This window comes from Micromonospora sp. TSRI0369, from assembly GCF_001905625.1.
GTDB classification, from domain to species: Bacteria; Actinomycetota; Actinomycetes; order Mycobacteriales; family Micromonosporaceae; genus Micromonospora; species Micromonospora echinospora_A.
This window is the reverse complement of sequence record NZ_LIVU01000006.1, coordinates 173,851-192,509: the sequence shown is the minus strand read 5'-3', so window position 1 is coordinate 192,509 and position 18,659 is coordinate 173,851. Positions and strand designations below refer to the sequence as shown.

The 18,659-nt window shown below is 69.3% G+C and carries 16 protein-coding genes; 8 read left to right on the top strand and 8 right to left on the bottom strand.

Features of this window, described 5'->3' with window-relative positions:
* Positions 1 to 9: 9 nt before the first annotated feature.
* A complete protein-coding gene (locus tag AMK25_RS21625) occupies positions 10 to 1,761 on the top strand; it encodes a hypothetical protein (protein WP_073830209.1) in 1,752 nt (583 codons plus the stop codon).
* Positions 1,762 to 1,816: 55 nt separating this feature from the next.
* Here the strand turns inward: AMK25_RS21625 and lexA are convergent, their stop codons facing one another.
* A complete protein-coding gene (gene lexA / locus AMK25_RS21620; RefSeq protein ID WP_073830208.1) occupies positions 1,817 to 2,599 on the bottom strand; it encodes a transcriptional repressor LexA in 783 nt (260 codons plus the stop codon).
* 491 nt (positions 2,600 to 3,090) lie between these two features.
* On the opposite strand from lexA, the gene nrdR reads away from it, so the two are divergent.
* Together nrdR and AMK25_RS21610 are read left to right on the top strand one after the other, a co-directional pair.
* Positions 3,091 to 3,591: a transcriptional regulator NrdR gene (gene nrdR / locus AMK25_RS21615; RefSeq protein WP_073830207.1), complete on the top strand. Its 501-nt coding sequence runs from the start codon at positions 3,091 to 3,093 to the stop codon at positions 3,589 to 3,591.
* Positions 3,592 to 3,625: 34 nt separating this feature from the next.
* Positions 3,626 to 6,523 carry a vitamin B12-dependent ribonucleotide reductase gene (locus AMK25_RS21610; RefSeq protein WP_073830206.1) on the top strand — a complete coding sequence of 966 codons (2,898 nt, stop codon included), beginning with the start codon at positions 3,626 to 3,628 and terminating at the stop codon, positions 6,521 to 6,523.
* 239 nt (positions 6,524 to 6,762) lie between these two features.
* Here AMK25_RS21610 and AMK25_RS21605 read toward each other — a convergent pair whose 3' ends face one another.
* Entirely contained in the window at positions 6,763 to 7,254 is a 492-nt protein-coding gene (locus AMK25_RS21605) for a hypothetical protein (protein WP_143194772.1), read from the bottom strand.
* Between the two features lie 99 nt (positions 7,255 to 7,353).
* On the opposite strand from AMK25_RS21605, the gene AMK25_RS21600 reads away from it, so the two are divergent.
* Complete coding sequence (locus tag AMK25_RS21600; protein WP_143194771.1) at positions 7,354 to 10,881, top strand: hypothetical protein; 3,528 nt, start codon at positions 7,354 to 7,356, stop codon at positions 10,879 to 10,881.
* Positions 10,882 to 10,883: 2 nt separating this feature from the next.
* Here AMK25_RS21600 and AMK25_RS21595 read toward each other — a convergent pair whose 3' ends face one another.
* From AMK25_RS21595 to AMK25_RS21585, 3 genes are all read right to left on the bottom strand, one after another.
* Complete coding sequence (locus tag AMK25_RS21595) at positions 10,884 to 11,477, bottom strand: response regulator transcription factor (protein WP_198937622.1); 594 nt, start codon at positions 11,475 to 11,477, stop codon at positions 10,884 to 10,886.
* 796 nt (positions 11,478 to 12,273) lie between these two features.
* A complete protein-coding gene (locus AMK25_RS21590; RefSeq protein WP_198937645.1) occupies positions 12,274 to 12,837 on the bottom strand; it encodes a transposase in 564 nt (187 codons plus the stop codon).
* A gap of 16 nt (positions 12,838 to 12,853) precedes the next feature.
* Positions 12,854 to 13,345 carry a helix-turn-helix domain-containing protein gene (locus AMK25_RS21585; RefSeq protein WP_073830489.1) on the bottom strand — a complete coding sequence of 164 codons (492 nt, stop codon included), beginning with the start codon at positions 13,343 to 13,345 and terminating at the stop codon, positions 12,854 to 12,856.
* A gap of 464 nt (positions 13,346 to 13,809) precedes the next feature.
* Here AMK25_RS21585 and AMK25_RS21580 point away from each other — a divergent pair, with 464 nt between their 5' ends.
* Positions 13,810 to 14,754 carry a DUF2332 domain-containing protein gene (locus AMK25_RS21580; RefSeq protein WP_073830203.1) on the top strand — a complete coding sequence of 315 codons (945 nt, stop codon included), beginning with the start codon at positions 13,810 to 13,812 and terminating at the stop codon, positions 14,752 to 14,754.
* A gap of 55 nt (positions 14,755 to 14,809) precedes the next feature.
* Positions 14,810 to 15,295, top strand: a complete 486-nt coding sequence (locus AMK25_RS21575; RefSeq protein ID WP_241826440.1) for a class I SAM-dependent methyltransferase — start codon at positions 14,810 to 14,812, stop codon at positions 15,293 to 15,295.
* Between the two features lie 62 nt (positions 15,296 to 15,357).
* On the opposite strand, the gene AMK25_RS21570 is transcribed toward AMK25_RS21575, so the two are convergent.
* Together AMK25_RS21570 and AMK25_RS21565 are read right to left on the bottom strand one after the other, a co-directional pair.
* Entirely contained in the window at positions 15,358 to 16,311 is a 954-nt protein-coding gene (locus AMK25_RS21570; RefSeq protein WP_073830202.1) for a hypothetical protein, read from the bottom strand.
* A complete protein-coding gene (locus AMK25_RS21565; RefSeq protein ID WP_073830488.1) occupies positions 16,308 to 16,904 on the bottom strand; it encodes an RNA polymerase sigma factor in 597 nt (198 codons plus the stop codon). The genes AMK25_RS21570 and AMK25_RS21565 overlap by 4 nt, the downstream gene beginning before the upstream one ends.
* A 164-nt stretch (positions 16,905 to 17,068) precedes the next feature.
* On the opposite strand from AMK25_RS21565, the gene AMK25_RS21560 reads away from it, so the two are divergent.
* Together AMK25_RS21560 and AMK25_RS21555 are read left to right on the top strand one after the other, a co-directional pair.
* The gene (locus AMK25_RS21560; protein WP_073830201.1) at positions 17,069 to 17,302 is read left to right on the top strand and encodes a DUF5522 domain-containing protein; all 234 of its coding nucleotides are present in this window, start codon (positions 17,069 to 17,071) and stop codon (positions 17,300 to 17,302) included.
* Between the two features lie 86 nt (positions 17,303 to 17,388).
* Positions 17,389 to 17,937 carry a hypothetical protein gene (locus AMK25_RS21555; protein ID WP_073830200.1) on the top strand — a complete coding sequence of 183 codons (549 nt, stop codon included), beginning with the start codon at positions 17,389 to 17,391 and terminating at the stop codon, positions 17,935 to 17,937.
* 13 nt (positions 17,938 to 17,950) lie between these two features.
* Here the strand turns inward: AMK25_RS21555 and AMK25_RS21550 are convergent, their stop codons facing one another.
* Complete coding sequence (locus AMK25_RS21550) at positions 17,951 to 18,637, bottom strand: metal-dependent transcriptional regulator (RefSeq protein WP_073830199.1); 687 nt, start codon at positions 18,635 to 18,637, stop codon at positions 17,951 to 17,953.
* Positions 18,638 to 18,659 lie beyond the last annotated feature (22 nt).

Sequence of the window (18,659 nt, the reverse complement as noted above, 5' to 3'; positions counted from 1 at the left end):
CTGAGCGTCATGCGGCACGTTGTCTCCTCGGTCACGCTCGCGCTCGGCCTGGTCGGCGCGGTCGTGGCGCCGGCCGGGCCGGCCCCGGCGGCACCCGCCGCGGCCCCCGTGCTGGCCGCGGCTCCCAAGAAGAAGTGCACGGTCGAGGACAACCGCCTCCGCGAGCTGTCCGGCCTGATCGCCACCAGCAGCGGGTACGTCGTGATCAACGACGGCACCGACGACCCGAGCCGCAAGCGGGTCTTCTACCTGGACGCCAAGTGCAAGGTCGACAGGGAGGTCCGGTACTCCGGCGACGGGCCTTTCGACACCGAGGACCTGGCGCTCAGTCCGGACCGCAAGACCCTCTGGATCGCCGACACCGGCGACAACGTGGAGAAGAAGACCCGCCGGGAGCGGGTCGCGGTCTGGACGATGCCGCTCAGCGGCGCGAAGCAGCCGGTGCTGCACCGGCTCAGCTATCCGGGCAAGGAGCCGCACGACGCGGAGGCGCTGCTCGTCGGTGACGACAACATGCCGCTGGTGATCACCAAGGACCTGTCCGGCAAGTCGGAGATCTTCACCCCGACGGTGAAGCTGAAGGCCGGCGGCGACCCCGAGCCGATCCCGATGAAGAAGGTCGGCGAGGTCACGCTGCCGAAGACCGACACCGAGAACAAGCTCGGCTCGCCCGGGCGGGCGCTGGTGACCGGCGCGGCCCGCTCACCCGACGGCAGCAAGGTGGTGCTGCGCACGTACGCCGACGCGTTCGAGTTCGACGTGTCCGGCGGCGACATCGTCAAGGCGCTGACCACCGGTAAGCCGCGGATCACCCCGCTGGCCGACCCGTTCGGCGAGGCGATCTCGTACACGCCCGACGGCAAGTTGTTCGTCACCGTCTCCGACGGCGGGACGCTCGACGACTCGGACCCGATCGAGATCCTCAGCTACACGCCGTCCACCACCGGGGTGGAGGCGCTTCCGAACGGCGGCAAGGCCGAGACGAAGGCGGCCGCCGAGAAGTCCTGGCTCGAAGGGCTCTCACTCGACGAGATCACGTACCTGATCGCGGCGGTCGGGGTGCTCGGGGCGCTCCTGGTCGGCGCGGGCGTCTTCGGCATCCTGCGGTCGCGGCGCAAGCCGGCGCCCCGCGCGGCGGCCGAGGAGCCCGAACGCAGCGGCGAGTTCCCGGCGACCGGTTTCCCGTCGGGCGAACGACCGGACGCCCCGCGCGGCGGGGTCTACGGCGGTGGTCAGGGCGGCGTCTACGGTGGCGCGGCGAACGGCGACCGCCCGCCCTCCGGTGGTGTGTACGGCGGTGGCCGGCCGGGCGGCGGCGTGTACGGTGGCGCGCCCCAGAGCGGCGGCCGTGGCCAGGGTGGCGGCCGTCCTCCGGGCGGGACCCGCCCGCAGGGCGGTGGCGTCTACGGCGGCGGCCCGGCCGGCGGCGGAGGTCGCGGTAGCGGTGTCTACGGCGCGGGCCAGGGCGCGCCGGGTGGCGGCGCGGGCCAGGGCGGTCCGGGCCGTGGCGGCCCGGGTGGCAGCGGAGGCCAGGGCGGTTCGGGCCGTGGCGGCCAGGGTGGTGGCTACGGCGGCGGCCCGGGTGGGGCCGGATACCGCGGGCAGCCCGGCGGCGGGCCGCGCGGGGGCGGCGGCCGGGCCGAGCCGCCGCGTCGCGGCCAGGAACCGCGTGGTGCGCGCCGCGACGACGACTACGACGACCGGGGTCAGTACGGCCCGGTGTCCGGCGGTGGCCGGGAGTACCGGGGCGACCGCTACTGAGGCGACACGGAAAAGGGGTGACCGGCGACGGTCACCCCTTTTCGCTGCTGTCGGGTCAGATGCGGCGCAGCACCGCGACGACGCGACCCATGATGGTGGCGTCGTCGCCGGGGATCGGGTCGAAGGCCGGGTTCTGCGGCATCAGCCAGACGTGCCCGTCCCGGCGCCGGTAGGTCTTGACCGTCGCCTCGCCGTCGAGCATCGCGGCCACGATGTCGCCTACTTCGGCGTTGGGCTGCTGCCGGACGACCACCCAGTCGCCGTCGCAGATCGCCGCGTCGAGCATCGAGTCACCCTTGACCTGGAGCATGAAGACCTCGCCCTCGCCGACCAGCTCGCGGGGGAGGGGGAAGATGTCCTCCACCGCCTGCTCGGCCAGGATCGGGCCACCGGCGGCGATGCGGCCCAGCATCGGCACGTACGCCGGGGTGGGCCGCTGCGCGCGGGCGGCCTCGTCGTCGGCCTCGCCCGGGGCCCGGACGTCGACGGCGCGCGGCCGGTTCGGGTCGCGGCGCAGGTAGCCCTTCTTCTCCAGTTCCTTGAGCTGGTAGGCGACGCTGGACGGGGAGACCAACCCGACCGCCTCGCCGATCTCGCGCACGCTCGGCGGGTAGCCGTGCCGCTCGACCCAGGTGCGGATGAACTCCAGGATCCGCCGCTGCCGGGCGGTCAGGTCGACGGTCGCCGGGTCGGGGAAGGTGCTCACCACCGGCGTGACCGGGCGCACCGCCGCGGGGGCGGTGCGGCTGCGGGCGGCGCGGGGGCGGCGGGTCGCCGGAGGACCCGCCCCGTCGTTCGGCTGCGGGTTCTTCTGCCGGCTGGCCCGGTCCTCGGTCACGTCCGTCCCTCCCTGGTCGGCGCTGGGGTGCCTCGTCGGCTCGTGGTGCGTGTGGTCTGACCGTATAGGTGAGATCGGCCATTTTCAAACATCTGTACGACCTGGTGTCGGCGTGTCGCGGCGAATTCCTGGATTTCCGAACTGTTGTTCTGATAGAAGAGTACGCCGCTCGTACAGATGTTCCATCGCGGCAGCCCGTGACTAGCACGGGAGGCTGTGCGTTGGGCTCCTCGGTGGCGGCGCGCCGGACGTGATGCTGACGACGCGCCGGACACGCCGACCAACTTGACCTCGCTTGGGGTTCGGCATACGGTCGACCCCTAGATGTAGTAGTCACACGGGCGTAAGTTGCCCACAGGTTGGGTTCAACTACCGAACGCACTCCCGCACCGCGCACTCGGCGACGGTCATCGGACGATGACTCCGCCGGGCCGACGCGTGCCCGGGAGCCGGTTAGGTGTGCCCGCGATCGACGACAGGAGGTCGGGCGAATGCGGTGTCCGTACTGCCGGCACGCCGACTCCCGGGTGGTCGACTCGCGGGAGGCCGACGACGGCCAGCTCATCCGGCGGCGGCGGTCCTGCCCGGAGTGCGGCAAGCGGTTCACCACCGTCGAGGAGGCGGTGCTCGCGGTGGTCAAGCGCAGTGGGGTGACCGAGCCGTTCAGCCGTACGAAGATCATCGGTGGGGTGCGCAAGGCGTGCCAGGGGCGGCCGGTCGACGACGACTCGATCGCGCTGCTGGCACAGAAGGTCGAGGAGACCGTCCGGGCCAAGGGGGCGGCCGAGATCCCCAGCCACGAGGTGGGCCTGGCCATCCTCGGCCCGTTGCGTGACCTCGACGAGGTGGCCTACATGCGGTTCGCCAGCGTCTACCGGTCCTTCGACTCGCTCGCCGACTTCGAGCGCGAGATCGAGACGCTGCGGGCCGCCGCGCGCGCCCGGGAGGGCGCCGGTGCTCAGGCGGCCGACGCCGCCGGCGCGATCAGCTGACATTTTCAGGTTTCTGACAGATACACGAGGCGCGGTGGGTGACCGTGCCGACGAGGGGGGCGAGGGCGTGACGACCAGTAAGTCACGGAACAAGGCCGGGGCGGGGCTGAAGATCGAGCGTGTCTGGACGACCGCAGGGGTGCATCCCTACGACGAGGTCGCCTGGGAGCGCCGCGACGTCGTCATGACGAACTGGCGGGACGGCTCGATCAACTTCGAGCAGCGCGGGGTGGAGTTCCCCGAGTCCTGGTCGGTCAACGCGGCGAACATCGTGACCACCAAGTACTTCCGGGGCGCGGTGGGGACCCCGGAGCGGGAGTGGTCGCTCAAGCAGTTGATCGACCGGGTGGTCGAGACCTACCGCACCGCCGGTGAGGAGTACGGCTACTTCGCCACCCCGGCCGACGCCGAGGTGTTCGCGCACGAGCTGACCTGGATGCTGCTGCACCAGGTGTTCAGCTTCAACTCGCCGGTCTGGTTCAACGTCGGCACTCCGTCGCCGCAGCAGGTCAGCGCCTGCTTCATCCTGTCGGTCGACGACTCGATGGACTCCATCCTCGACTGGTACAAGGAGGAGGGCCGGATCTTCCAGGGCGGCTCCGGCGCCGGGGTCAACCTGTCCCGCATCCGTTCCTCGAAGGAGCTGCTCTCCTCCGGCGGCACCGCCTCCGGCCCGGTCAGCTTCATGCGCGGCGCGGACGCCTCCGCCGGCACCATCAAGTCCGGTGGCGCCACCCGGCGCGCGGCCAAGATGGTCATCCTCGACGTCGACCACCCGGACATCGAGGAGTTCGTGGCGACCAAGGCGCGCGAGGAGGACAAGATCCGCGCGCTGCGCGACGCCGGCTTCGACATGGACCTGGGCGGCGCCGACATCGTCAGCGTGCAGTACCAGAACGCCAACAACTCGGTCCGCGTCTCGGACGAGTTCATGACCGCCGTGGAGAACGGCGGCGGCTTCGACCTGCGCGGCCGGCTCGACGGACAGACCATCGAGACGATCGACGCGAAGAAGCTGTTCCGCACCATCTCCCAGGCCGCCTGGGAGTGCGCCGACCCGGGCCTGCAGTACGACGACACCATCAACGACTGGCACACCTGCCCGGAGACCGGGCGGATCACCGCGTCGAACCCGTGCTCGGAGTACCTGCACCTGGACAACTCCTCGTGCAACCTGGCCTCGCTGAACCTGATGAAGTTCCTCCGCGCCGACGGCGGCTTCGAGGTGGAGAAGTTCGTCAAGTCGGTCGAGTTTGTCATCACCGCGATGGACATCTCGATCTGCTTCGCCGACTTCCCGACCGAGAAGATCGGTGAGACCACCCGCGCCTACCGGCAGCTCGGCATCGGGTACGCCAACCTGGGCGCGCTCCTGATGGCCACCGGCCTGCCGTACGACTCGGAGCACGGCCGGGAGGTGTCCGCCGCGATCACCTCGCTGATGACCGGCACCGCCTACCGCCGTTCCGCCGAGCTGGCCGGCATCGTCGGCCCGTACGACGGCTACGCCCGCAACGCCGAGCCGCACAAGCGGGTCATGCGCAAGCACGCCGCCGCCAACGACGCGATCAAGCCGACCGGCACCGTGGCCACCGCCGTGCAGCGCGAGGCGACCAAGCAGTGGACGCTGGGCAACAAGCTCGGTGACAAGTACGGCTGGCGCAACTCGCAGGCCAGCGTGCTCGCCCCGACCGGCACCATCGGCCTGATGATGGACTGCGACACCACCGGCGTCGAGCCGGACCTGGCGCTGGTGAAGTTCAAGAAGCTGGTCGGCGGCGGCTCGATGCAGATCGTCAACCAGACCGTGCCGCGCGCCCTGCGCAGCCTCGGCTACCCCGAGGAGCAGGTCGAGGCGATCGTCGAGCACATCGCCGACCACGGGCACGTGGTGGACGCCCCGGGCCTCAAGCCGGAGCACTACCCGGTCTTCGACTGCGCCATGGGCGAGCGGTCGATCGCGCCGATGGGTCACGTGCGGATGATGGCGGCGGTCCAGCCGTTCATCTCCGGCGCCATCTCCAAGACGGTCAACATGCCCGAGCAGGCCACCGTCGAGGACGTCGAGAAGATCTACTTCGAGGGCTGGAAGCTCGGTCTCAAGGCGCTGGCGATCTACCGGGACAACTGCAAGGTCGGCCAGCCGCTGTCGGCGGCGAAGAAGAGCAAGGGTGCCGTCGAGACCCAGGCCCCGGCCGCCGCGCCGGAGAAGGTCGTGGAGAAGGTCGTCGAGTACCGCCCGGTGCGCAAGCGGCTGCCGAAGAAGCGCCCCTCGGAGACCATCTCGTTCTCGGTCGGCGGCGCGGAGGGCTACCTCACCGCCTCGTCCTACCCGGACGACGGCCTCGGCGAGGTCTTCCTCAAGATGTCGAAGCAGGGCTCGACCCTGGCCGGCGTGATGGACGCCTTCTCGGTGGCCATCTCCATCGGCCTCCAGTACGGCGTCCCGCTGGAGACGTACGTCAGCAAGTTCACCAACATGCGCTTCGAGCCGGCCGGCATGACCGACGACCCGGACGTGCGGATGGCCGCCTCGGTGATGGACTACATCTTCCGTCGCCTGGCGCTGGACTTCCTGCCGTACGACCGCCGCGCCGAGCTGGGCATCTTCACCGCCAAGGAGCGGGCCGCCCAGCTCGCGGCCGAGGCGGAGGCGGAGGCGAGCGGTGCGGACCTCACCGCGATGGCCTCCTCCGCCCCGGTCGAGGCGCCGGAGCCGAAGACCGGCCCGATCGCGCAGCCGGTGCAGGAGATGGCCGACGTCGCGGCCGTCAAGCCGGCCCCGGCCGTGGGTTCCAGCACCGAACTGCTGGAGGCCGTGATCGGCAAGGCCGCCGACGCGCCGCTCTGCTTCACCTGCGGCACGAAGATGCGGCCCGCCGGTAGCTGCTACGTCTGCGAGGGCTGCGGCTCCACCAGCGGCTGCAGCTGACGAACGTCCGTTACTGCATCAGGTGCAGGCAGCGAAAAGCGATGACGTAGTGAATTGAATAGCTCTACAGAAGGGCGGTCTCGGAATCAACCGGGGCCGTCCTTCGCGTGTGCTCCAGAGGGTGGCAGACCAGAGGTTTCCCCTGCCGGGCATTTCGGGGATGCAGGAATAGAGTCAGTGCCTCGCCGCCCTCGTAGCGAAGGGGCCCGAGCAGTGCGTCCGGCTGAGGTCCTGCGAGTTCAAACCGCTACCGCCGTCAACACGACACCGGCGATGAGCACCAGCACCGGCAGAGCAAACCAAAATCGCTGTGTGCTGCCGGTGACGGCGCGGCTCCATCGGTAGAGCCGGCTGGCCTCATGTGAGCGGTCCGACTCCTCGAGCAGATCCTCAATGTCGGGCTCTGGGCCGGTGAGGAACTCCGCGTCGAGGGCATCTCGCAGACGCAAGGCGCGGCGCCGGTTGCGCTCGTGCAGTTCGGTGTACGACGCGGCGAAGCCGAGACCGAGTAGGCCGACACACACGACTCCGAGGCACAGCGCGAAGTCCGATGGCATTACACGTCGGTCAGCTGTGATCGCCGCGATCAGCAATGACGCGATGACGATCATGAAGTTGACGACGTTGGAACGGAGTGTCTCGGCATGCCGTGAGTGCAGCCGCAGATCGGCGTACATGCCCCATAGGAGGTCTTTTCTGGCCTTTGCGACATCGGGCGGCTCTTCAGGCATTGCGCTCCTTCGATGGGTCGGGCTTTCAGCCTATTCAGTTGATCATGTCTGGAACATAATTTGACGACAGCGCGTCAGTGAGGCCGAGGGGAGACGGGCATGTGGGGCGAACTCGTCGAACCGGAGCGGTGGAAAGAAGGTCTCGACGAGGGCGGTCAGGCACGTGTCGATGAACTTGCGCGGGCTCTCAGGGGGCAGTCCTACAACCTGGTCCTCAAAGAGTGGTTCGGCTCCGGGCGAAGCGGAAGTCCGGTGGCCCGCATTCAGCGGCAGAAGAGGCGTGGCCATGACGATCAGGTTGTTCTCAAGTTCTGCGCATCGGCGGATCGTGCGCATCGACTGGCTGAGGGGTGGGACGACCAAGACTCATTCTGTCAGAAACATCTAGCGGCAATAGAGGATCCGCCGCTGCCGCTTGCGGATGGCGGGTTGATCTATTTTATGCACGTCGCTGGCAATAACCTCTCCCGGTATGAGGCATTGGCGAAGTTGCGAGAGAACCAAGACTTCCACCGGCGATGCAGTGCCGTCGTCCACTCGGTGATCGCTGACTGGAACGGGCTGAAAAGCAACGTTCGGGCGCGGACCGTCGGGCAGGTCGCTGCTGCCATTGTTGCTCGGCGAGAGCACGACGTGCGCTCGTGGACGCCATCAAGCCTGCTGAGCGACGACCCGCGGTCGTTTCTGTGGGGGGAGCGCGCCGACCTGGTCTTGGCGGACGTGCACATCGGTAAGGCCCACGGCGATCTGAGTGCCCGCAACATCCTGCTGCAGGCTCGGCCGGAGGTTGACAACGATTTCTGGCTGATCGACTATGACCACTTTGCTGTAGATGCTCCGCTGGCCAATGATCCGATGCATCTACTCGTGGCGTTGGCGCTGGATGACTTCGCGGAGGTGCGGAGTCGTGGAACCGAATACATCAATGTCATAGTGAACCCGAACGCTCCGTACTCTCGCCGGATCGGCGACTTCCATGACATCAGCCTTGCGATTCACAAGGCTGTCGGCTCCGGCCTTTCAGCATTAGGTAAGGGCTTGGGGGATTCGTGGGAACCGCAGTGCCTGGTTGGTCTCATTGGCGCGGCTCTGGTGCACCTGGGACGCCGACTCCATCTTGACGGCGGCCATCTAGTCGGGGCACAGGCGCTCGAGCAGGAGGCAAAACAGTGGTGCTTCGAACTGGCGGCGGCCGCCGCCAAGCGACTCGTCTCCGAGTTCGATCACGCGCTGGGCCCGGCCCGTCGCGCCGATGCGTCTCCACAGCGGCATGCTCCGGGCGGTCGGAGCACGGGCCAGCCGGGTGACCCGTTCGTCGCCACAGCCGACCTGCTCGGGCGCGAGGCGCAGCATCGGAGGCTGCGGTCTCGTTTGGCTGGTGGCCCATTCGGCATAGTCGTCGTGCGGGGCCGCCCCGGGATGGGCAAGACCAAGTTGCTCGACGTGACGCTTCGGGCGCTACAAAACGGCGACGTCAACGAGCGCAGTGTGCACATCCGAAAGTATCTGGCGTCCCGGGACCGGCGGCTGGACGTGCGCACCCTAATCGACCTGATCGGCGGCGAGCCGTTACCGGGAAGGCCTGCGGTTGGCAGGTCGCCGCTGGTGCGGCTCGAGGCAGTGCTCGATGACCTAGGCGGTCCTCCGGTAGTTGTGGCGGTCGACTCCGCAGAGAGTTTGCTGGACCCGCACAGCAGGGTGCTCGCCGACCGGGACCTCGATGAGGCGTTTGCAATGATCAGCGACGAGTCAGACCGTGGGATCTCGATTGTGCTTGCGACACAGCAGGATCCGGTATCGCCATCCGGCTCTGGGTGGCCGGAAGTCGATGAACCGATCGTGGTAAGCCGAGTCGAGTTGCCGCAGTTTTTGACCTTCCTGCGCACCCGCGATTACAACGGGATGCTTGAACTTGACGCACTGCCGGATGATCAGCAGCGCAAGCTGTGGCAGCGTCTGCAGGGCAATCCGCGCCTGGGTGAGCTAGTCTGCGCAATCGTTTGCGGCAGTGCGGTCGATCTACAGGCCATCGTCGACAGACTGCCGCGGGGCGGGGATGCGGTGGCGTCGTATATCACCGGACTGCTGATCGACACGTTCGACGAGTGGCGGCGCGACGTCCTGCACGCGGTCGCGGCGTTTGGCACCGCAGTGCCGAACGCCGCGATCGTGGATCTGCTGGCCGGCAAGTGGTCACTTGACCAGGTGAACCGCGCGGTGAAGTTCTTGCAGCAAGGGCAGGTTCTGCGCAGCACCAGTGATGGCGACGTATTCCTGCCACCCATTGACGCCGGGATCATCCTCTCGCGCCTGCCGGCCACCGAGGGGCGAAGACTTTTGGTTCGGGCGGCGAACACGCTTTACGGCCTGCGTGCGCCCGTGCTGCGCACCGTAGCGGACCTAAGGATCCCATTCGCGGAAGTTGAGGCATTGATTGCGGGGGGTGAGCCACTTGCTGCGCACAGCGTGATTAATGAGATCGATGAGATGTTGGGGATCTGGAACTGCAGCTATCTACTGCTGCAGCAGCGCTTGGCGGTACGCAACGGGCTGGAGCATCTCGAGGACCGGTTGTCAAACGAGAATGCCATCGCGAACATCTACTACAGCAGCGGCCGGCTTGAGGAAGCCGACGAGGTGTACGGCAGCGCTCTGAAATTGGCTCACGAAAAGGGCAGGGCCTCCGACGCGGTTGCACTGCACAACAACCTCGGCCTGTTGAATCTTGTAGCAAATCGGACGGGACGTGCCGGGACAGAGTTCACCTACGCCCGCCAGGAAGCGCTCGTGGCGGGTGACCAGGCGGGGCACGCCGGGGCGCTTGAGGGCTTGGCGTATTGCCGCCGCCGTTACGGCGACTACGAGGGTGCCGTCGCCCATGCCCGGGCCGCGTTGAATCTCCCTGAGATCACCGACGACCGGCGGCTCACGATCATCTTACGGCTGGTGCGCTGGTGCGCTGAGCTCGCCGATCACGACGCCGCCCGCACCTGGCTGGCCTCGGCCAAGCGAATTGCCACCGAGCGCAACGAGGATGCTCTGATGGCGGCTTGCCTAGAGAGCGAAGCTGATTTGCTGCTGGGCGCGAACCTCGATCGCGGATCCGTCGAGGAGGCCGTGCGTCTTGCTCACGACGCCGTCGACCTCGCGTTGCGGCTGGAAAACGCCTCCATCCTGCGCCGGGCCCGCACGACGTTGTGTGTAGCGCATTTGCAGCAGGGCGACTTCCGAGAGGCGGCGCGGCAGATCAGGCGGGCCTACCACTACCGCAGGCCGCAGCAGCCGCTGGCCGTGCTGGCCCTATTGGCACTGGCCACCCGGCTCACCGAGCCCGCTGCTGCCTCGGCGTGGTTCGATCGGCTCCTCACCCTCGCCACCGAACGTCTGAAAGACGACCCTGAGAACTTCACCACCAGGGACTTTGAGGCCTTCGCCCGCTGCGGCCGTCTCCTCGACCAGCGCGACACCCTCGAGATGGCGGTCGAAGCCATCAGCGGCGACGATCAGGAACGAGTCCATGCCACGGCCCGTGGGCTGACGGTTCGGCTTCGGTTCCTGCTGCGGACCCTCGATGCGTCCGGCACGCCGTCGGGGCAGCTGGCACCGGTCATCGCCCACCTCGGCTAAGGCTAGAGCCAGCCCCATTCCCGGGCCCGCATGATCGCTTCCACTCGGCTACCTGCGCCCATCTGTCGGTACAACGCCCGCAACAGGCGGAACATCGCTCGCTCCGAATAGCCGCTCTGCGCGGCTAATTGGGCTACCGTCGTGCCTACGGCTAGCTCGCGAAGCCACACCGCTCCGGCCGCCGGTGCGGGGGCTGTGTCGGACGCCGCGCCTAGTACGGCGGTCATCACCACTGTCGGCATCACCGACTGTCCGTCGAGCGTGGCCTCGACCGTTCGCCGCAGCGATGGCGCGGCTGCATCACGCGGTAGCACCGAGCGGGCACCGCTCCGGATCGCCCTGGCGCCCAGTACAGCCGAGGCGCCGTCGATCAGGCCGATGACAGCCGGTGGCGTGGGCACTTCAAGTAGGCGAGGGAGCAGACGCCAGTCTGCTTCTCGAGCCAGGGTCAGCAGCACCACGGCGGAGCCGCACCGCGATGCCCACGCCACCGGGTCGTCAGGCGTGTCTACCGCATGGCCGTCTGCGGACAAGATCGCCGTGACGCCGTGCCGGAACATCGGCAGCGGGTCGACGATCGCGACGCGGACGGCCACCGCAGGGGGAGTCCTCTCTGCCAGCTGATCTCGCTTTGAATCAGAATCATCCCGCACCGGCCCTCACCGCCATGAGTGTGGCGGGGTGCCGCCAAAGATGGCACGAGCCTGCCAGGGGATCGGTCGTGGACCGGCGCTAGCGCCGTTTCCTAGCGTCGTGAGTATCGGACGGCACGAGCCGGAGGTGCTTATGGCGTACTATGGCGACCCGTTTCTCCCTCAGCCCCACCCGATCGCACCAGCGTCATTGGCGGAGCTTGCAGCCAGCATGACCGTACCGCCCAGCGTCGAAGCCGAAGATCTGGTACGGCGAATCGCCGCCCAATATCCGCAGTGGACTCCGTCGCGGATCAGCGCCACTATCCGGACCGAGACGAATCGGCACGATATTACCATTCCGCAGATCGCTTGGATCCTGATGAAGGTGCGAGATACTAACCTGACGTCTGGGCACGAGAGCTCCGCATAGCGCTGCGGATACCAGGCAAGAGTGAGAGTGGAATTACGGTGTGCGGACGGATGTCTCCCATCGCTAATCGCGGTGAACGGCACAGTCAGGCGTCACCGGCCCTGACGTCTCGACTAGGTGTGGGCGGTGGCCGGACCGAGCGATTGCCTCAAAAAGCGTCCTTGCCGTATTGGTGCGGCATGCCGGGCTGCCGAGGCCCTGCGCGGCGTCCACCTAGTCGATGTCAGGCTGTCGACGCTGAGAGGGCCGTGTAGCGCATGGCGGGTCGGCACCGTACTCCGGCCGAACTTCACGTGCAAGGGCTGCATAGCTACAGATCTTGAATTGTCAGGTTGTGTCGGGTTCGAGGGTCAGTCCGGTGTGAGCGAGGAACCCGTCGAGTAGGTCGGTGCGGTACTGGATGCTCTTGAGCCGGTTCTTGATGATCGCGAGGAGGTGGTCGACGCCGGTGACGGCGAGGTTGCCGATGCTGCGTTTGAGGTGGGACCAGACGCCCTCGGTCGGGTTCAGGTCCGGGGCGTAGGCCGGTAGTCGGATCACGGTCAGCCAGTCCCGGGCGTCGATCATCTGCCGCATGGCGGCGGAGACGTGGGTGTTCAGGTTGTCCCAGATGCACACGATCGGGCCATCGAGCTGTTGGTGGGCGGCGTCGAGCAGGGCGATGTAGTCGCGTTCGCCGAAGCTGCGGCGCTCGTTCTTGCGGCCGCGATGGGTGATCGTGCGGTAGATCAGTCGGGACCGCTGGCCGGGCCGGTAACAGGTCAGCCCGGCGATCGAGACGCGGCCGGAGCCCTTGCCCGACACCGGGACCACGGGGGTGCGCCCGCGTCGTCCCCAGGTGCCTTCGGTGGGCGCAGCGTCTGACCGGCCTCGTCTTCGAAGACCAGCCACGCCTGCCGCTGCGCCGCTACCGTTTTCCCGCCGGCCACGTCTCCCGCCGCCACGTGGTGATCGCGGCTTCGTCCCGCTCGACCGCACGGTGCTTCGGTACCTGCACCGACCAGCCGAGCCGGTACATGATGTTCGCCGTGCCGCGCAGCGTGTACCGGGTGCGGAACATCCGGGCGATCAGGTCCGACACCCGGGCCAGGGTCCACCGCTGATCACTACCGAAGCCGTGCGCCGCCGGCCCCTGCTCCAGGGCATCGGCCAGGCGCCGCCGCCGGCCCTCATCCAGGCGACACCGAGACCCACCAGGCCCCTTCGACGCCAGGGCCTGTTCACCGCCGGCCTGCCACCGTTTACGCCAGCCGTACACCGCGGTCTGCGACACCCGCAGACTGCGCGCGATCTCCGGCACCGACACATCCTGGGCGAACCACCCGGCCGCCTGCCTTCGTACCGCCTCACGCTTCGCCCGCCCCCGCGCGGACAACCCACCTCCATCGGGATATCTCATCACCCCGGCCTACAACGATCACCAACGAAGATCACGCCGAACGCCGACCCACAGTGGACGAACCTGGCCATTCAAGATCTGTAAGTGCGTACAGACGACCGTGGACCCTGGCGACCGAGGAGGCGCCGAAGGTGAGGTTGAGGCCCGTGAGCCTGGGTCCACAGCCACTGGAAAGAGCCTAAGCCTGGCCCGGCTAGCCATTGTGGCCCCGTCGCACGGCGCCACTGTCAGGGGAGCGGCCAGCGTCGTATACGGGGCGCAGCCGCATAGTTTTGTGCCCAGAGGGTGCGGGAGCGCTGGATCGGCGAGTGGCGCGAGCGAGGATAGGGATTTGTCGAGAGGTGTCCGTTAGTACGTCCGACCAGAGTCGCAAGCGCAGCAGAGTCTCCCCCTGCACGCTCGCGTTTGGGCAAGGGTGCCGACTGTCACAGCCCATCGTGTACGCGAGCTGGAATGCTCGGGGGATGAGCACGGCCGACATCTATCGGGCGTTCGCCGAGCGCGAGGCGCGCGGCGTGTCACCGGCGTACGAGCGGTTGTCGCGGGCGGTGGCGCGCGACCGGAAGCTGCTCGCGCTGCTCGACACGCTGCCACCGGCCAAGCGCCAGCCGAACCTGCTGTTCGGTGTGGTGCGGCTGGGCGGCGGGCCGGTGGACGACCCGGCGGCGTTCCGCGCGTACGTGCTGGCGCACTGGCCGGACGTGGCGGCGCAGATGCGGGTGCGGGCGACGCAGACGAACGAGGCCGGCCGTTGCGCGGTGCTGCTTCCGGTGCTCGCGGCGATGCCGCAGCCGCTGGCGTTGCTGGAGGTCGGCGCGTCCGCCGGGCTGTGCCTCTACCCGGACCGGTACGCCTACCGCTACGGCGACCGGCGGATCGGCGACGGCGAGCCGGTGCTCGACTGCGACCTGACCGGCATCGAGCCGCCGCAGCAGCGCCCGGAGGTGGTGTGGCGCGCAGGGCTCGACGTGAACCCGCTCGACGTCACCGACCCGGCCGACCTGGCCTGGCTGGACGCGCTGATCTGGCCGGAGCACCGGCACCGCCGGGACCGGCTGCGCGCCGCGGCGGCTGTCGCGGCGGCCGATCCGCCACTGCTGGTACGCGGTGACCTGGTGGACGACCTGCCGGGGCTGGCCGAACAGGCCCCGCCCAGGGCGACGCTCGTGGTGTTCCACAGTTCGGTGCTCTACCAGGTGCCGCCGCCACGCCGGGACGCCTTCACCGCGCTGGTGCGGACGCTGCCCGGACACTGGCTCGCCAACGAGGACCCGTCCGTGCTGCCGCACGCGACGCTACCGAAGCCGCCGGGCGACGGCTTCCACAACGTCCTCGCCCTCGACGGCCACCCGCTGGCCTGGACGAGAGGCCACGGCCAGGCGATCACCTGGCTCCCGACCCCGACCTGAGCGCGCGATCATGAGGTTGGCGGCGCGACACGCCGACAGGACGACCGCCAACCTCATGATCAACGAGAACTGGAGCGGGGCAGGGGGGCACTGCCACCTGCACCGGCTCGGCCTCGACATCAGCGGCGTCGACCTCTCACCCGGCATGGTGGCGGTGGCCCGGCGGACGTACCCGGATCTGCGCTTCGAGGTCGGCTCGCTGACCGAGCTGACCGCGCCGGACGGGTCGCTGGCCGGGCTGGTCTCCTGGTACTCGCTGATCCACCTGCCACCGGAACTGCTGCCCGAGGTGTTCGCCGGCTTCCACCGGGTGCTCGCCCCGGGTGGTCACCTGCTGCTGGCGGTGAAGGCCGGCGACCGGCTCGACCGCCGGGAGCAGGCATACGGCCACCCCGTCGGGTACGACGTCTACTGGCTGTCGCCGCAGCGGCTGGCCGCGCAGCTCGCGGCGGCCGGGTTCGCGGTGACGGCGACGACTGTCCGCGAACCGGCCGACGGCGAGCGGCAGCCCCAGGCGTTCCTGCTCGCGCACCGCTACTGAATCGGACGCGGCTTGACCGAGCCGCCGCCGACCTCGACGGGAAGCGGGCCGGCAGCAGGCGGTCAGGGCCGGCGCGGAGTCACCGAGATCTGCTCGGCGATCGCGACGACCTGGTCGACGGAGAGCCGCAGCGGCGCCTGCAGGTTGACCACTGCCCCGCCGGGCACCTCGGCCTGCAGGAACCAGAAATCCTCGGCGCGGATCAGATGGGCCTCCCGGCCGCCCACCGTGACCCTTCGCTCCTCCCGGGCTCCCGTCACGTTGAGCAGCAGGTCCGGGTCACGACGTGGAACCACCTGCACGGCGAGCGTCTCGTCGGGGGAGTCGCCCTGAAGGGTCAGGATGGTGTCGTCCTTGAACATGGCGACCCGCCAGCCGCGTGGCGCCAGCCGGACCCGTAGCGGCACCTGCTGCGGCTCGTCGACGAGGTGCTCGGCCAGCCGGAGTAGCGCCGCGTCGTCGGCGAACCTGCCGTGGCCGGTCAGCGACACCCACTGACCGGGCCTGCGTTCCCACGACATGTCGAGCCGGCGCGGTCCGCCGGGGTCCGGCTCCTCGTAGATTTCGGCCGGGCGGCCTGCGACGGTCACCGGACGCGACGTCGTCGCGATCCGTGCCGGTCGGCTGTCCCAGACGAAGAGGTAGACGTCGTCGGTGGCACTGCGGGACAGGTACACGGCGAGAAACTGGCCCGGAGCGTAGCTGTAGCGAGGTGGGTCCAGCGTCGCCGGCCGCGACCGCAGGGTCAGCGGAAACTCCGGGATCGTCGCAGCCACCAGGGTCAACGGCTCCGCCGATCGGTCGAGCGGACGTACCGCGAGGCCGATGCCCGCCCCGGCCACCACCGTGGCCCCGGCTGCCACCAGGAGCGTCCGCCGCCGCAGCGGCGGAACGGTCCGGCGTACGGATGCGGCGGCGAACTCGCCGGCGAGGCGGTCCTTCGCGAGGCGGAGCGTCTCGGTGGACGCTTCCGGGGCGTCCGGCCCGTGCGTACGTAGCAGGTTGATCTCGTTCATGTCGGCTCCTCGAGGGCGAGCGCGAGTCGGGTGAGTCGGCGGGCACGGTGCAGGCGGGAACGGACGGTGCCGAGCGGGATGTCGAGCACGGCGGCGATCTGCTCGTACGACAGGTCCGCCCACGCGGTGAGCAGCAACACGTCCCGGTCCCGCCGGTGCAGCGAGGCCAGCGCCAGGGCCAGGTCCCGGCGCAGGGCGCCGGCGTCCAGCCGGTCGATCGCGTCCTCGATCACCGGCGGTGCCACCTCGCCGGCGGCGAGCCGGGCCAGCGCGCGGTAGCGGCGTTCCTCGGTTCGCACGTGCCGGCGCACGAGGTTGGTGGCGATCCCGAAGAGCCACGGCCGTACGCCGACGTCCGAGGTGTATGACGCCCTCCGCCGGAATGCGACCAGGAAGGTCTCGGCCAGTAGGTCGTCCGCCGGCGGACCGATGCGGCGAGCCAGATAGCGGTGCACGGGGACGGCATGCCTGTCGAACAACGGCCCGAACCGCTCCGGTTCGGCAACGGACGCGCGGATCACGTCGTCGTCCGACGGCTCGTGGGGCGGCCCGACCCCGGGATGTTCCCGCTCGTGGGCCTCGGCCCGGCGCATCTTGTTCGTCACACCCGTTCATGCCCGGTCGGCGCGGACCGGTTCACGGCGCAACCGCATCCGGTCGTAGTGTCCCTCCCGGACGGCCGGCGCGACGGGAGGTGCCAGCGTGGGCACTCAGGGCGTCGCGCGAGGGTAAGGGGGCCACTCCGTAGACTTCAGCGGTGCGTGACGAGCTGGCGGGACGGCCCCTGACCGAACCGCACCCGTCGCGGCTGTCGCCGGATCATCCGGGGCGGGAACGCATCCTGGCCGCGCACGCGGCCGCCCTCGCCGCCGGGGAGGCCGGCTACCTGGACCCGGAGACCGGGCTGTTCGTGCTCAGCGCGGGCTTTCTCGCCCGGCGTGGCACGTGCTGCGGGCGAGGATGTCGGCACTGTCCGTACGTAACCGATTAGGGGCTTCCGTCCCCGCGCGGGCACGCCGTACGGTGTCCGACGGAACTCCGGCGGGTCGGACCCGCCGCCGACCGCGGAGGTCTCCCGTGCGTGCCCGAATCTGGCTGGCCGTTCCGGCCGTCCTGCTCGCCGCCGGCTGCGCCGAGGAGGCCCCGACGGTGGGCGTGCCGACGGATCCGCGCCCGCCGGTCGCGGTCGCGGCCGCGTCCTCGGGCGGTGCCTGCCGCCTGCTCGACTTCGCGGTGATCGCCGAGCACACCGGCGGCGAGTTCGACGTGGCCGCCGCCACCGAGCGGGGCGACACGCACACCTGCGTGGTGCGCGCGGCCGGTGCGGTGCTGCCGGAGCTGACGCTGTCGGTGACCGAGACGTCGATCGACGCGGCCACGTTCACCATCGACGTGCAGCCCAGCGGCGCCACGAAGATCACCAAGCTGGGTAAGGCCGGCTATCGGCGCACGCTGCCCAAGACCGCGAAGGCGGGCCCGGTCGCCGAGGTCGGCTGGCTGGCCACCGAGGGCCGGCTCGCCACGCTGCGCTGGACCGCCCCCACCGGCGCCGCCAAGGCGGAGGCGGACAAGACGGCCGGCAAGCTGGTCACGCTGGCCAAGGTGATCGACACCCGCCAGCTCTGACCAGACGATCGGGTCAGCGGGCCGCGACGAACACCCGGGACGCCACCTCGCGGGGCAGGCGTACGCGGTCGCCGGAGCGGTCGATGGAGACGCCGTCGCGTTCCTGCGCCACGGTCACCGTCGCGCCCGGGTCGACACCGGCGGCGTGCAACTGCCGGAGCACGTCCGAGTCGGTCTGCACGCTCTCGCAGATGCGGCGCACCACGACCTGGCCGGACAGGCCGGGGAAGGCCAGGTTGCGCTCGCTCTCACCGGCCTCGACCGGCGGCTGGCCGGGGTCGCCCAGCTCCTCCAGGCCCGGGATCGGGTTGCCGTACGGCGAGCGGGTGGGGCGGTTGAGCAGGTCGAAGACCCGCTTCTCCACCGCGTCACTCATCACGTGCTCCCACCGGCAGGCCTCTTCGTGGGCCTCCTCGTAGGGCATCCCGATCACGTTCACCAGCAGCAGCTCGGCCAGCCGGTGCTTGCGCATCACCGACACGGCGGTGGTGCGGCCGGCCGCCGTGAGGCTCAGGTGCCGGTCGCCCTCGACCGTGAGCAGGCCGTCCCGCTCCATCCGCGCGACGGTCTGGCTGACGGTCGGGCCGCTCTGCTTGAGCCGCTCGGCGATGCGCGCACGCAGCGGCGGCACACCCTCCTCCTCGAGTTCGAGGATGGTGCGCAGGTACATCTCGGTCGTGTCAACAAGGTCGTGCTTCACGTCAGCGGCCTCCCGGGCTCCG

What these genes read in the sequence shown, in the direction of transcription:
- AMK25_RS21625 (WP_073830209.1), top strand. Translation starts at nt 10, where the DNA reads ATGCGGCACGTTGTCTCCTCGGTCACGCTCGCGCTCGGCCTGGTCGGC.
- nrdR (WP_073830207.1), top strand. Translation starts at nt 3,091, where the DNA reads ATGCGGTGTCCGTACTGCCGGCACGCCGACTCCCGGGTGGTCGACTCG.
- AMK25_RS21605 (WP_143194772.1), bottom strand. Translation starts at nt 7,254, where the DNA reads ATGCCTGAAGAGCCGCCCGATGTCGCAAAGGCCAGAAAAGACCTCCTA.
- AMK25_RS21600 (WP_143194771.1), top strand. Translation starts at nt 7,354, where the DNA reads ATGTGGGGCGAACTCGTCGAACCGGAGCGGTGGAAAGAAGGTCTCGAC.
- AMK25_RS21585 (WP_073830489.1), bottom strand. Translation starts at nt 13,345, where the DNA reads ATGAGATATCCCGATGGAGGTGGGTTGTCCGCGCGGGGGCGGGCGAAG.
- AMK25_RS21580 (WP_073830203.1), top strand. Translation starts at nt 13,810, where the DNA reads ATGAGCACGGCCGACATCTATCGGGCGTTCGCCGAGCGCGAGGCGCGC.
- AMK25_RS21575 (WP_241826440.1), top strand. Translation starts at nt 14,810, where the DNA reads ATGATCAACGAGAACTGGAGCGGGGCAGGGGGGCACTGCCACCTGCAC.
- AMK25_RS21570 (WP_073830202.1), bottom strand. Translation starts at nt 16,311, where the DNA reads ATGAACGAGATCAACCTGCTACGTACGCACGGGCCGGACGCCCCGGAA.
- AMK25_RS21565 (WP_073830488.1), bottom strand. Translation starts at nt 16,904, where the DNA reads ATGCGCCGGGCCGAGGCCCACGAGCGGGAACATCCCGGGGTCGGGCCG.